The sequence below is a fragment of the Stenotrophomonas sp. YJH_SMC_10 genome, from assembly GCF_059371555.1.
On the sequence record NZ_JCAFUS010000018.1, the window covers coordinates 17,772 to 30,413 of the forward strand.

At 68.5% G+C, this 12,642-nt stretch carries 11 protein-coding genes and 1 tRNA gene; 4 read left to right on the plus strand and 8 right to left on the minus strand.

The features are described 5' to 3' along the window. Positions 1 to 93: 93 nt before the first annotated feature. From ychF to AC5P9C_RS18325, 8 genes are all read right to left on the minus strand, one after another. Positions 94 to 1,185 carry a redox-regulated ATPase YchF gene (gene ychF, locus AC5P9C_RS18290; RefSeq protein WP_049464661.1) on the minus strand — a complete coding sequence of 364 codons (1,092 nt, stop codon included), beginning with the start codon at positions 1,183 to 1,185 and terminating at the stop codon, positions 94 to 96. A 387-nt stretch (positions 1,186 to 1,572) separates the two neighbouring features. Continuing rightward, positions 1,573 to 2,151: an aminoacyl-tRNA hydrolase gene (gene pth, locus AC5P9C_RS18295; RefSeq protein ID WP_049468722.1), complete on the minus strand. Its 579-nt coding sequence runs from the start codon at positions 2,149 to 2,151 to the stop codon at positions 1,573 to 1,575. A 48-nt stretch (positions 2,152 to 2,199) separates the two neighbouring features. After that, a complete protein-coding gene (locus AC5P9C_RS18300) occupies positions 2,200 to 2,817 on the minus strand; it encodes a 50S ribosomal protein L25/general stress protein Ctc (protein ID WP_005408191.1) in 618 nt (205 codons plus the stop codon). A 109-nt stretch (positions 2,818 to 2,926) separates the two neighbouring features. Next, positions 2,927 to 3,886, minus strand: a complete 960-nt coding sequence (locus tag AC5P9C_RS18305; protein WP_005415400.1) for a ribose-phosphate diphosphokinase — start codon at positions 3,884 to 3,886, stop codon at positions 2,927 to 2,929. A gap of 140 nt (positions 3,887 to 4,026) precedes the next feature. After that, positions 4,027 to 4,103: transfer RNA gene (locus AC5P9C_RS18310), tRNA-Gln, on the minus strand. Between the two features lie 11 nt (positions 4,104 to 4,114). Continuing rightward, positions 4,115 to 4,984, minus strand: coding sequence for a 4-(cytidine 5'-diphospho)-2-C-methyl-D-erythritol kinase (gene ispE / locus AC5P9C_RS18315; RefSeq protein WP_049468720.1), 870 nt, complete (start codon positions 4,982 to 4,984; stop codon positions 4,115 to 4,117). After that, the gene (gene lolB / locus AC5P9C_RS18320; protein ID WP_057493424.1) at positions 4,981 to 5,640 is read right to left on the minus strand and encodes a lipoprotein insertase outer membrane protein LolB; all 660 of its coding nucleotides are present in this window, start codon (positions 5,638 to 5,640) and stop codon (positions 4,981 to 4,983) included. The genes ispE and lolB overlap by 4 nt, the downstream gene beginning before the upstream one ends. Beyond that, on the minus strand, positions 5,637 to 7,322 hold the full coding sequence (locus AC5P9C_RS18325) for a tetratricopeptide repeat protein (protein ID WP_180995919.1): 1,686 nt from the start codon (positions 7,320 to 7,322) through the stop codon (positions 5,637 to 5,639). The genes lolB and AC5P9C_RS18325 overlap by 4 nt, the downstream gene beginning before the upstream one ends. A 63-nt stretch (positions 7,323 to 7,385) precedes the next feature. Here AC5P9C_RS18325 and hemA point away from each other — a divergent pair, with 63 nt between their 5' ends. Genes hemA through ppk2 form a run of 4 tightly spaced genes read left to right on the plus strand, consistent with a single transcriptional unit; the run spans position 7,386 to position 12,270 of the window. Next, positions 7,386 to 8,669: a glutamyl-tRNA reductase gene (gene hemA / locus AC5P9C_RS18330; RefSeq protein ID WP_049468712.1), complete on the plus strand. Its 1,284-nt coding sequence runs from the start codon at positions 7,386 to 7,388 to the stop codon at positions 8,667 to 8,669. Then, entirely contained in the window at positions 8,647 to 9,729 is a 1,083-nt protein-coding gene (gene prfA / locus AC5P9C_RS18335; protein ID WP_049468710.1) for a peptide chain release factor 1, read from the plus strand. Before hemA ends, prfA begins: the two co-directional genes overlap by 23 nt. Positions 9,730 to 9,734: 5 nt before the next feature. Next, entirely contained in the window at positions 9,735 to 11,441 is a 1,707-nt protein-coding gene (locus AC5P9C_RS18340) for an O-linked N-acetylglucosamine transferase, SPINDLY family protein (protein ID WP_343540734.1), read from the plus strand. A gap of 46 nt (positions 11,442 to 11,487) precedes the next feature. After that, a complete protein-coding gene (gene ppk2, locus AC5P9C_RS18345) occupies positions 11,488 to 12,270 on the plus strand; it encodes a polyphosphate kinase 2 (protein WP_005408184.1) in 783 nt (260 codons plus the stop codon). The last annotated feature ends 372 nt before the right edge of the window (positions 12,271 to 12,642 follow it).

Sequence of the window (12,642 nt, forward strand, 5' to 3'; positions counted from 1 at the left end):
GCGTTTCGCAGCATGGTGAATTTTTGTCCATCGCCAGAAACGCAGACACCCCGCACAAGGCGGGGCGTCCGGGGCCGATCCGATGCCGCTGGATCAGACGTTGAAGCGGAAGTGCAGGATGTCGCCTTCCTGCACGCGGTATTCCTTGCCTTCCAGGCGCAGGCGACCGGCTTCCTTGGCGCCGGCTTCGCCCTTGTACTTGATGAAGTCGTCATACGCGATGGTTTCGGCGCGGATGAAGCCCTTCTCGAAGTCGGTGTGGATGACGGCGGCAGCCTGCGGAGCGGTAGCGCCCTTGCGCACGGTCCACGCGCGGACTTCCTTCACGCCGGCAGTGAAATAGGTCTGCAGGCCGAGCAGGCTGTAGGCCGCGTTGATCACGCGGTTCAGGCCCGGCTCGCTCAGGCCCAGGTCGGCCAGGAAGGTATCGCGGTCTTCGTCGTCGAGCTGGGACAGCTCTTCTTCGATCGCGGCCGACACCGGCACCACCTGCGCGCCCTCGGCGGCGGCGTGCGCGCGCACGGCGTCCAGGTGCGGGTTGTTCTCGAAGCCGTCTTCCAGCACGTTGGCGATGTACATCACCGGCTTCAGGGTGAGCAGGAACAGGTCGCGCACCAGCGCCTTTTCCTCGTCGTCCAGTCCGGCCGAGCGACCGGCCTTGCCGTCGGACAGTGCCGCCTGCAGCTTGGCCAGCACCGGCTTGCGCGCCGCCGCATCCTTGTCGCCGCCCTTGGCCGCGCGCTCGGCACGGTTCAGCGCCTTCTCGACGCTGTCCAGGTCGGCCAACGCCAGCTCGGTGTCGATGGTTTCGATGTCCGAGATCGGGTCGACCTTGCCGGCCACGTGCACGATGTCACCGTGCTCGAAGCAGCGCACCACGTGGGTGATGGCATCGACTTCGCGGATGTGCGCCAGGAACTTGTTGCCGAGGCCTTCACCGCTGGCGGCACCGGCGACCAGGCCGGCGATGTCGACGAACTCGACCGCGGTCGGGATGACCTTCTGCGGGTTGATGATGCCCGCCAGCTCGTTCAGGCGCGGATCCGGCACCGGCACGATGCCGACGTTCGGCTCGATGGTGCAGAACGGGAAGTTCGCCGCGGCGATGCCCGCCTTGGTCAGCGCATTGAACAGGGTCGACTTGCCGACGTTGGGCAGGCCGACGATGCCGCATTTGATACCCATGGGTGACAGCTCTCTGGGGTGAAAGTGATTGGGGAAACAGCGACGTGGGCGCTGCTTTTCCAATCATTCTCCGTACCGACCAGCGGTCGGTACCTACCGGTCGGGTTGACTCCATACCGACCAGCGGTCGGTACCTACCGGTCGGGTTGACTCCGTACCGACCAGCGGTCGGTACCTACCGGTCGGGTTGACTCCATACCGACCAGCGGTCGGTACCTACCGGTCTGGTTGACTCCGTACCGACCAGCGGTCGGTACCTACCGGTCTGGTTGACTCCATACCGACCAGCGGTCGGTACCTACCGGTCTGGTTGACTCCATACCGACCAGCGGTCGGTACCTACCGGTCTGGTTGGCTCCGTACCGACCAGCGGTCGGTACCTACCGGTTATTTCGGGGTATGCAGCCGCTTCATCGCTTCGTTGAAATCGCCCTGCACCGCCAGCGGCAGCACGTCGATCGCATCGTCGATGGCGCGTGCGATCAGCACGTCATCCTCCTTGGACGGGCGGCCGAGCACCCAACCCACTACGCGGTCCTTGTGGCCGGGATGGCCGATGCCCACGCGCAGGCGATGGAACCTGCCGTGGCCCAGCAGGCGCATGGTGTCGCGCAGGCCGTTCTGGCCGCCGTGGCCACCGTCGAACTTCAGCCGCGCCGCACCGGGCGGCAGGTCCAGCTCGTCGTGGGCCAGCAGGGTTTCCTCCGGCTCGATCTTCCAGAACCGCTGCGCAGCGGTGACCGACTTGCCGCTGAGGTTCATGAAGGTGGCGGGCTTGAGCAGCCACACCGTCTGCCCGGCGATCTCGACCTTGGCGGTCTCACCGAACAGCTTGCTGTCCACATTCCATCGCGCACCGGCTTTTTCCGCCAGGGCCTCAACGAAATGAAACCCGGCATTGTGCCGGGTCCGGGCGTGTTCCGATCCGGGGTTGCCCAGACCGACGATCAGTCGCAGTCCTGCCATGGTTCCTTCCAGTACGGTGCCTGCCCGGAGGCAGGCACCGTAACGGTATTACTCGGCGGCAGCCGCTTCTTCGTCAGCCTCGTCGGCCTTGCCGGCCTTGGCGGTGACGATGGCGTCGTCGTGGTCCTTGCCCAGCGCCAGGGCCGGGATTTCCACGCCCTTCGGCAGCTTGATGTCGGACAGGTACACCACGTCACCGGCCTTCAGCTCGCCCAGGTCGACTTCGATCGACTCCGGCAGGTCCTTCGGCAGGCAGGTGATGGTCACTTCCTTCAGTTCGTGGGTGACCACGACGTCGGCAGCCTTGCCGGCCGGCGAGGTGTCTTCGTTGACGAAGTGCAGCGGGACCGAAGCGGTCAGGGCTTCGTTCTCGTTCACGCGCTGGAAGTCCAGGTGCATGATCAGCTGCTTGTACGGGTGGCGCTGCATGTCACGCAGCAGGACCTTCTGCACCTGGCCATCCAGGTTCAGGTCCAGGATCGAGGCATAGAACCACTCGTTCTGCTGGGCCAGCCAGATTTCGTTGTGATCCAGGCTGATGGCGACCGGCTCGGCGTTGCCGCCGTACACGATGGCCGGGATCACACCGGCGTGACGCAGGCGGCGGCTCGCACCCTTACGCTGCAGTTCACGCTTGGTGACCTTGATTTCATGGGTCTTCGACATTTTCGACTACTCAGGTTGTTGCCGCGCCCTGCGGCGTGGCGGTTGAAGATGCTTCCGCGACCAGAAGCATCCGGGTATGCCCCCGCCGTTGCCGGCAGGGGCGAAAAACTCAGTCGACGTACAGCGAGCTGACCGACTCGCCGAAGGCGATGCGGCGCATCGTTTCGGCCAGCATTTCCGCCACGCTCAGCTGGCGGATCTTGCTGCACACCCGCGCCGCGTCCTTCAGCGGGATGGTGTCGGTCACCACCAGCTCGTCGAGCTGGGAATTGGTGATGTTGTCCACCGCCGGGCCCGACAGCACCGCGTGGGTGCAGTAGGCGGCGACCTTGAGCGCACCGCGCGCCTTCAGGGCAGCGGCAGCGGCGCACAGGGTGCCGGCGGTATCGACGATGTCATCGACCATCACGCAGGTCTTGCCTTCGACGTCACCGATGATGTTCATCACGGTGGAGACGTTGGCACGCGGGCGGCGCTTGTCGATGATCGCCAGGTCGGCGTCATCCAGGCGCTTGGCCACCGCACGGGCGCGGACCACGCCGCCCACGTCCGGCGACACAACGATCAGGTTCTCGGTGCCGTAGGCGCGCCAGATGTCGGCCAGCAGCAGCGGGGACGCATACACGTTGTCCACCGGAATATCGAAGAAACCCTGGATCTGGTCGGCGTGCAGGTCGACGGTCAGCACGCGATCAGCGCCAGCGGTGCTGAACATCTTCGCCGCCAGCTTGGCGGTGATCGGCACGCGCGAGGAACGCATGCGGCGATCCTGCCGCGAGTAGCCGAAGTACGGCACCACGGCGGTCACGCTGGCCACCGATGCGCGCTTGAGCGCGTCGATCAGCACCAGCAGTTCCATCAGGTTTTCCGCGCTCGGCGCACAGGTCGGCTGGATCACGAACACGTCCTGCTTGCGGACGTTCTCCTCGATCTCCACCTGCACTTCACCATCGGAGAAGTGCGAGACCAGCGCCTTGCCCGGGCGAACCCCCAGTTCCTTGCAGATGTTCTGCGCCAGACGTTTGTTGGCGTTGCCGGAAAAGACCAGCAGGTTCGGGGACTCTTGCATCATGATTGTCTCGGGCGGGGACGAGTGGCGGGGATCCGGAGTCGGCAAGGACCCCGATGGACCCTTGCTGCTGACAACACCGCGGTTGTATCCACGTCCCGCGCGGGCGATGCGCTGGAAGGCGCGGACACAGCCGCTATTGGCAGGGGCGGTAGGATTCGAACCTACGAATGCCAGGATCAAAACCTGGTGCCTTGGGCCTCTTGGCGACGCCCCTGCATTGATAAATCAGTGTTGCTCGAGTGCATCCAGCAGTGGCGAACGCGCAACGCCCGCTGCCACCCTTGCCCGCAACTCCTTCGGCAACTTCGACCGTCCCTGCTCTGCGGCAGACTGCGATGCGAACTCGACGAAACAACCACTTCCCGAACCGGTCAGCCGCGCCGTGCCGATGCCGCTCAACGCAGCGAGCGCGGCCTCGACGGCAGGCTCACGGCGGCGCAGCACCGGTTCGAACGCGTTCCCGACCAGGGTCCCGGAAGCGAAGTCCTCTATTTTCGCCACTGGGCTGTCGCGCGTCAAATCCGGGTCTGCAAAGAGGACCGGCGTGGGAACATGAACGCCCGGTTCAACCACCACATACCAGGCCGGGGCCAGCGTGATCGGCTGCAGGCGCTCGCCCACCCCTTCGGCCCAGGCGTTGCGCCCGCGCACGAACACCGGCACGTCGGCGCCCAGGCGCAGGCCCAGCGCGGCCAGGGCATCTTCATCCAGGCCGGCACGCCAGAGCCGGTTCAGTACCACCAGCACGGTGGCCGCGTCGGACGAACCGCCGCCAAACCCACCACCGGCAGGAACGTGCTTTTCGACGATGATGTCAGCACCTTGCGCGACCTTCGTCGCTTCCTGGAGCAGGCGCGCGGCCCGCACCGCTAGGTCATCGGCTTCGGCCACGCCGGCCAGGCCCTCGCCCTGCCGATGCACCTGGCCGTCTTCACGCAGGCGCAGGCCGATGCGGTCCCCCCAGTCCAGCAGGCGGAACACGGTCTGCAGCTCGTGGTAGCCGTCGGCCCGGCGGCCGGTGATGTGCAGGAACAGGTTCAGCTTGGCCGGGGCCGGCCACCAGGACCAGCCCGCGTCGTCGGCAGCCCCGCTCATGGCGTGCCCTGCCCCCACTGGTCCACCAGCAGGCGCACCTTGGCGTCGCCATTGCTGGCCTCGATCCGGCGTGGCAGCGCCGGGCGTCCGCTCTCAGCCGGGTACCAGTCCAGGTACTGCACCTGCCAGCCCATCTGCTGCATGCGGCGCGGCCGGCCGTCAGCGTCGCGTTCGACCGCCTCCGGACCGGCGGCGTCGCCGGCCACCAGGCCACGGATCCACTCCGGCAGCTGGTTGACCGGGATGTCCCAGCCGGTCGCCTCCAGCAGCAGCTGCTGGGCGTCCTCGCCATCGCGCGGACCGCCGGACAGCCCTTCCAGGCGGCCGGCTTCGGAATGGGTGTCGCCGGTCAGCTTCCAGCTCTGCCGGGTCACCGGCGCGCTCAGTTCGACCACGTAGCGGCGGCCGTCCTGCTTCCAGTCAATGCGACCGCTGCCGCCGTCCTTGCCCTTGCTGACCGCAACCCGGCCCTGGAAGGCCCACTCCGGCTGCGCGTGCAGGGCCGCCACGCGGGCCGCTTCGGCCTGTGCCGCTTCGGCCGAAACCGTCTGGACCACGGCCGGTGGCGCGGTCTTCTGCGTACCCACGCTGGTACAGGCGGTCACCGCCAAGGTCGCAGCCGCCAGCAGCAGCGGCCGGATCAGGGAAACACTCATGGATTGAATTTCTCGCGGGCGCGCAGCAGCGCGCGGTTTTCAGGGTCGAGCCTGGCCGCTTCCTCGAAGAAATGGCGGGCCTCGTCATGCTTGCCCAGCACCCACAGCACTTCACCGACATGGGCGGCGATCTCCGGGTCCTTGGCCAGGGTCCAGGCCCGGCGCAGCTGCACCAATGCCTCTTCCTTGCGACCCAGGCGATACAGCACCCAGCCATAGCTGTCGACGATGGCGGCGTTGTCCGGCTCGGCCACGCGGGCGCGGTCGATCAGCTCCAGCGCCTCCTGCAGGCGGCCGGTACGGTCGGCCAGGGTGTAGCCCAGCGCGTTCAGCGCCGGCACGTTTTCCGGGTCGGTCACCAGGATCTTGCGCAGGTCGGCCTCGGCACGCGGGATGTCGTCGCGGCGCTCCCAGGTGAGCGCACGTGCGTACAGCAGGCCGTTGTCATCGGGGTAGGCGGCCAGGCCGCGGGCCAGCGCATCCAGTTCACCGGCGCTGTCGTCGCCACGCTGGCGCAGTTCGGCTTCCAGCAGATAGGCGTCACGGCGCACATCGTCGTCGACCACCGCGTCGGACTGGATCGCGTGCACTTCATCCAGGGCCTGCGGCAGGCGCCCGGCCAGGGCCTGGGCGTTGGCCGCACGCAGGCGCGCCTCGCTCAGCTCATCACCGCCGGGCACGCTGTGGTACCACTGCACCGCCTCGGGGTAGCGCTTCAGGTACTCGGCGATCTTGCCCAGCAGCAGGCGCTGCGCCGGGTCCGGCTTGGCCGCCTGCCGCGACAGTTCGTTGTACAGGTTGGACAGCGCCGCCTTGTCGCCCTGCTTGGCCAGCAGCGAGGCGCGCATGCCCCAGGTCTGCACGTCCTGCGGGCCGAACGCCAGCACACGCTCGGCCGCAGCCGGCTGGCCGAGGCTGTCATAGGCGATGGCCACCGCGTTGCGCAGCTCGGGGTCCTGGCGGGTCTTCGGTTCGACGTCGTGCAGCAGCGACAGGGCCTTGTCGGTCTCGCCGGCCTGCTGCAGCTGGCTGGCACGCAACAGCGCCACACGCGGTTCTTCGGGGAAGCGCTTGACCACTTCATCGATCATGCGCCGCGCCAGTTCGGGCTTGTCCATGCGCAGGGCGAGACGGCCGAACTCCTGCCAGGCCTCGATCTTCGCTGGAATCGCATTGGCATCGACCAGCTCGCCCAGCACCTGCGCCGGCACCGCCGGGTCGCGGCCACCGCCGATGAGTGCGGCCAGGGCGAACTTCCAGCCGCGCTCGTCGGGGTCGGCCAGCAGGGCCTGCAACGCGCTGCGGGCCGCCTTCACATCGCCCTGGCGCATGGCCAGCGCACCGGCGGCGCTGCGCAGGGTCAACGAATCCGGCGCACGCTGCTGCCACAGGGCCAGGCCCTTGGCGGCACTGGCGTCATCGTTGGCCAGCATCGAAATACGGGTGGCGCGCTCGGCCAGCCCGGCATCGCCGTCGGTCTGCTGGGCCGCCTGCAGGTACCAGCGCGCGGCCTCGGCCAGCTTGCCGGCCTGCAGCGCGAACTCGCCGGCCATCACCGGTTCCAGCGCCAGTTCCTCAGTGGCCGGGCCGCGTACAGGCGCCTTGGCCGGCGCCGCCGCCATGGCCTGGGCGCAGGCCAGGGACAGCAGCAGAACACTGGGGATGCGAATCAATGCGGGCATCGTCGGCATCGGGGCCTTAAAATGTCGTCCAATGGCCAGCAGCTTATCGCAAGCAACTGAACAATGACCCTGTGGGTGCTCGGACTGAATCACCAGACCGCACCGGTGGAGCTGCGCGAGCGCGCGGCCTTCGCCGGTGAGGCGTTGCCGCGTGCGCTGGGTTCGCTGCGCGACACCCCGCAGATTGCCGAGGCGGTCCTGCTGTCCACCTGCAACCGCACCGAGCTGTACGCCGTGGCCGAGTCGGCGCAGGCGCTGGACCAGTGGCTGCACAGCCAGGCCGGCGACCTGCAGGGCTATCTGTACCAGCACGCCGATGCCGAAGCCGTGCGCCACCTGTTCCGGGTCGCCACCGGCCTGGACTCGATGGTGCTGGGCGAGCCGCAGATCCTCGGCCAGGTGAAGGAGGCCTGGTCGACGGCGCGCGACCACGGACTGCTCGGCCAACGCCTGGACCGCCTGTTCCAGCAGACCTTCTCGGTGGCCAAGCGTGCGCGCACCGATACCCAGATCGGCACCAACCCGGTGTCGGTGGCCTCGGCGGCCGTGCGCCTGGCACAGAACGCGTTCGCCCGGCTGGACGACTCCACCGTCCTGCTGGTCGGTGCCGGCGAGACCATCGAACTGGCTGCACGGCACCTGAGTGAAGGCAAGGTACGGCGGCTGCTGATCGCCAACCGCACCCTGGCCCACGCGCAGGAACTGGCCAGCCGCCATGGCGGCGTGGCGTTGCCGCTGACCGAACTGGATCGCCACCTCGGCGAGGCCGACATCGTGTTCTCGGCCACCGCCGCGCGCGAACCGGTGATCCATCGCGAGATGGTGGCCAAGGCCCTGCGCGCGCGCCGGCACAAGCCGATGCTGCTGTTCGACCTGGCCGTGCCGCGCGACATCGAAGCCGAGGTCGGCACGCTCAACGACGCCTTCCTCTACACCGTCGATGACCTGGAACGCGCGGTGGAAGACAACCGTCGTGGCCGCCGCGAGGCCGCCGCCGAGGCCGAGGCGATCATCGACCTGCAGGTGTCGCGTTTCATCGAGACCCAGCAGGCCAGCGCCCACCAGGCACCGCTGCGGCAGCTGCGCGCGTTTGGCGAAGCCACCCGCGCCGAGCTGCTGGAGCGTGCGCGCCAGCAGCTGGCCAACGGCAAGCCCGCCGACGAAGTGCTGGAACTGCTGGCCCATGGCCTGACCAACCGCCTGCTGCATCCGCCGACCGCCGCCCTGCGCGCGGCCGCGCTGAGCGGCGATGCCGACCTGACCCGCGCCGCCGAGCGCCTGTTCCCGGCCACGCCGGGTTACCGCCACCCACCCGTGAGACCCGATGACGCCGACCCTGCGCCGTAAGCTGGAAGCGCTGGCCGAGCGCCGCGAAGAACTGGAACGCCTGCTCGCCGAACCCGACGTGGTCGCCGACAACACCCGTTTCCGCGACCTTTCGCGCGAATTCGCCCAACTTGAACCGGTCGCCACTGCACTGGCCGATGAAGCCCGTGCCAAGGCCGACCTGGCCGCCGCCGAAGGCATGCGCGCCGACCCCGACCTGCGCGAGCTGGCCGAGGAGGAAATCGCCGCCGCGCAGGCGCGCCTGCAGGCACTGGAGCAGGAGCTTGCGCTGCTGCTGGTGCCGCGTGACCCGCGCGACGACGGCAACCTGTTCCTGGAAGTGCGCGCCGGCACCGGCGGCGATGAGGCGGCGATCTTCGCCGGCGACCTGTTCCGCATGTACGCCCGCTATGCCGAACGCCAGGGCTGGAAGGTCGAGATCGAATCGGACAGCCCGGGTGAGCATGGGGGCTACAAGGAAGTGGTGGCGCGCGTGGTCGGCCGCGGTGCGTTCTCGCGCCTGAAGTTCGAATCGGGCACGCATCGCGTGCAGCGCGTGCCGGCCACCGAATCACAGGGCCGCATCCACACCTCGGCGGCGACTGTGGCGATCATTCCCGAGGCCGACGAGGTCGATGACATCGTCATCAACCCGGCCGACCTGAAGGTGGATACGTTCCGCTCGTCCGGCGCCGGTGGCCAGCACGTCAACAAGACCGAATCGGCGATCCGCATCACCCACGTGCCGACCGGCGTGGTGGTGGAGTGCCAGACCGAGCGCAGCCAGCACGCCAACCGCGACAAGGCGATGAAGCGCCTGAAGGCGCAGCTGCTCGATGCCGAGCGCCAGCGCCAGGACGCCGCGCAGGCCGAATCGCGGCGCCTGCAGGTCGGCAGCGGCGACCGCAGCCAGCGCATCCGCACCTACAACTTCCCGCAGGGCCGGATCACCGACCATCGCGTGGAAGGCCTGACCCTGTACGACCTGCCCAACATCCTCGCCGGCGACCTCGACCCGCTGCTGCAGCGGCTCAGCCACGAACACCAGGTCGATGCCCTGGCCCAGCTGTCGGCGGGCTGAGCACGATGTCGGCCTGGCAGCAGCGGCAGCACCTGCAGCAGGCGATCGCACGCCAGCCCGGTGACTTCGTCGCCTGGGTGATGCTGGCCGACGTGGAGCTGGAAGCCGGCGACATCGCCGCCGGCGAGCAGGCCGCACGACGTGCATTGCAGCTGCGCCCGAACCACCCCGAGGCACTGGCGCGCCTGGGCCGCGTGGCCTGGATGGCCGGCGCGCATGCCGACGCGGCGGCGCTGCTCGGCCAGGCCTCGGCATTGGCGCCGCAGCACCCGGGCATCGCGCTGTGGCTGGGGCATGCACTGGAAGATGCCGATGATGCCGAGGGCGCGGCAGCGGCCTATCGCCGCGCGCATGCGCTGATGCCCGACGAGCCCTACATCGCGGCCCAGCGCCTGGCCTGGCAGCGCCGCCTGTGTGACTGGCAGGACGTGGACGCGCTGTCCACGCAGGTACGCGCCGCGCTCGCTTCCGGGCAGGGTGCGGTGGAACCCTTCGCCTTCCTCAGCGAAGACGCCAGCGCCGCCGAGCAGCTGGCCTGTGCACGGGCGCGCGCCGCTGTCATCGCCGGCTCGGTGCGGCCCTTGCCAGCGGTGAAGATGCGCACGCGCGGCCCGTTGCGCGTCGGCTTCCTTTCCAATGGCTTCGGTGCCCATCCCACCGGGCTGCTGACCGTGGCCCTGCTCGAACACCTGCGTCATGACCCGGCACTGCAGCTGCACCTGTTCGCGCTGAACCGCGCCGATGGCAGCCGCATCCGCGACCGCCTGCAGGCCGCGACCCGCCTGCATGACGTGGCCGCGCTGCGGCATGCCGACATCGCGGCCCGCATCCGCGCACAGGGCATCGACCTGCTGTTCGACCTGCGCGGCTGGGGCGGCGGAGGCACGCCCGAAGTGCTGGCGATGCGCCCTGCCCCGCTGCAGCTGAACTGGCTGGCCTACCCCGGCACCTCGGGCGCGCGGTGGCTGGACGCCGTGGTCGCCGATGAATTCGTGCTGCCGGCATCGCTGGAACCGCACTTCAGCGAACGCGTCCTGCGCCTGCCGCGCGCCTTCCAGCCCTCGGACAACACCCGCACGCTGGAGCCGTCCCCGTCCCGCGCCGAGTGCGGCCTGCCCGCACAGGGCGTGGTGTTCTGCTGCTTCAACAACAGCTACAAGCTCAACCCGCGCAGCATGGGCCGCGCGTTCGCCGTGCTGCAGGCGGTGCCTGGCAGCGTGCTGTGGCTGCTGTCCGGCCCGGGCCAGGCCGACGCCCGCCTGCGCGCTGCCGCGCAGGCGGCGGGCGTGGATCCGGCGCGCCTGGTGTTCATGGCCAAGCTGCCGCACCCGCAGTACCTCGCCCGGTATCAACTGGCCGACCTGTTCCTCGACACGCATCCGTACAACGCGCACACCACCGCTTCCGATGCGCTGTGGGCCGGCTGCCCGGTGCTGACCTGCCCGGGCGATACCTTCGCCGCGCGCGTGGCCGGCAGCCTCAACCATCATCTGGGTCTTTCGCGGATGAATGTTGTCGACGATGCGGCGTTCATCGCCGCCGCCAGCGCATTGGGCAACGACCCATCGGCCCTGGCCGCGCTGCGCGCCGAGCTGGCGCAGGCGCGCGACCGCAGTGGCCTGTTCGACATGGCCGGGTTCGCCCGCGACCTGTCGGCGCTGCTGCAGCGACTGGCCAGCGAGCAGGGCTGGCAGGGCGTCGACATCGCCTGAGCCACCGCTGCGCTACGCTCGGGCTTCCTCCCCGCGTGGTGTGACGATGGCCAAGCTCAAGCGCAAGGACTACGACGAACTGCTGCTGCCGCTGCAGCTGGAACTGACCGCGATGGCGCGCTGGGTGCAGCACAGCGGGCAACGCCTGCTGGTGCTGTTCGAGGGACGGGATACGGCAGGCAAAGGCGGCGCGATCCAGGCCATCAGCCAGCATCTCAACCCGCGCCAATGCCGGGTGGTGGCGTTGCCCAAGCCTACCGACCGCGAAGCCACGCAGTGGTATTTCCAGCGCTATGCCTCGCATCTTCCCGCCGCCGGCGAGATCGTGCTGATGGACCGCAGCTGGTACAACCGCGCGGGCGTCGAGCGGGTGATGGGCTATTGCAGCGAAACCGAGTACCAGCAGTTCCTGCGCCAGGCACCGGTGTTCGAGCAGCTGCTGGTGGACGACGGCATCCTGCTGTTCAAGTACTGGCTGTGCGTGGACCAGGAGCAGCAGGAAAAGCGCTTCGCCGAGCGCCATCTCGATCCACTGAAGGGCTGGAAGCTGTCCCCGGTCGACCTGAAATCGCGCAGCAAGTACAGCGCCTATACCGAAGCCCGCGAGGCGATGCTGCGCGCGACGCATCGCGAGGCGGCGCCGTGGACGCTGGTGGATTTCAATGACCAGCGGCTGGGCCGGTTGACGCTGGTGCGCAACCTGCTGGACCGGTTGCCGGACACGCGGGTGGACGCGCCGTTGCCGGAGCTGCCGAAGCTGAAGGGCAAGCTGCATCGCGAGCACTACGATGTGCTGAAGCCGATCGAGGACTTCCCGGTCGAGGATTAGGGTGGGTCGGCAGGGCCTGCGGCCCTGCACCTGCGGTAGTGCCGGCCGCTGGCCGGCAGCAACAGCAACAGCCGAAGCAACAGCAACGGCGGGCTTCCTAGGGATGGCGGGGTGAGTCCGGTTGCGGGGGACGCTGCAAGTACGTCCCTGTAAGCTCGGTCGCAGCTTGCTCGTGTGCGCTGTCCTGCGCACACGGCAAGACCGGGGTTGGGCGTCCTGCCCAACCCGCCCGAGGCATGCCTCGCGCCCATGCGGCTCACGCCACCGCAACCGGACCCACCCCGCCTTCGACAGATTCTTGCGAGCTGTCGGAATGGCATGGGGTCGGATCCGTTTTCCGCAGGAAAACGGATCCGACCCCAGATTGATTTC

Excerpts from the sequence above, each read along its gene's own strand:
- AC5P9C_RS18325 (WP_180995919.1), bottom strand. The coding sequence starts at position 7,322 with ATGCCCGCATTGATTCGCATCCCCAGTGTTCTGCTGCTGTCCCTGGCC.
- hemA (WP_049468712.1), top strand. The coding sequence starts at position 7,386 with ATGACCCTGTGGGTGCTCGGACTGAATCACCAGACCGCACCGGTGGAG.
- ychF (WP_049464661.1), bottom strand. The coding sequence starts at position 1,185 with ATGGGTATCAAATGCGGCATCGTCGGCCTGCCCAACGTCGGCAAGTCG.
- pth (WP_049468722.1), bottom strand. The coding sequence starts at position 2,151 with ATGGCAGGACTGCGACTGATCGTCGGTCTGGGCAACCCCGGATCGGAA.
- ispE (WP_049468720.1), bottom strand. The coding sequence starts at position 4,984 with ATGAGCGGGGCTGCCGACGACGCGGGCTGGTCCTGGTGGCCGGCCCCG.
- lolB (WP_057493424.1), bottom strand. The coding sequence starts at position 5,640 with ATGAGTGTTTCCCTGATCCGGCCGCTGCTGCTGGCGGCTGCGACCTTG.
- AC5P9C_RS18340 (WP_343540734.1), top strand. The coding sequence starts at position 9,735 with ATGTCGGCCTGGCAGCAGCGGCAGCACCTGCAGCAGGCGATCGCACGC.
- ppk2 (WP_005408184.1), top strand. The coding sequence starts at position 11,488 with ATGGCCAAGCTCAAGCGCAAGGACTACGACGAACTGCTGCTGCCGCTG.
- prfA (WP_049468710.1), top strand. The coding sequence starts at position 8,647 with ATGACGCCGACCCTGCGCCGTAAGCTGGAAGCGCTGGCCGAGCGCCGC.
- AC5P9C_RS18305 (WP_005415400.1), bottom strand. The coding sequence starts at position 3,886 with ATGCAAGAGTCCCCGAACCTGCTGGTCTTTTCCGGCAACGCCAACAAA.
- AC5P9C_RS18300 (WP_005408191.1), bottom strand. The coding sequence starts at position 2,817 with ATGTCGAAGACCCATGAAATCAAGGTCACCAAGCGTGAACTGCAGCGT.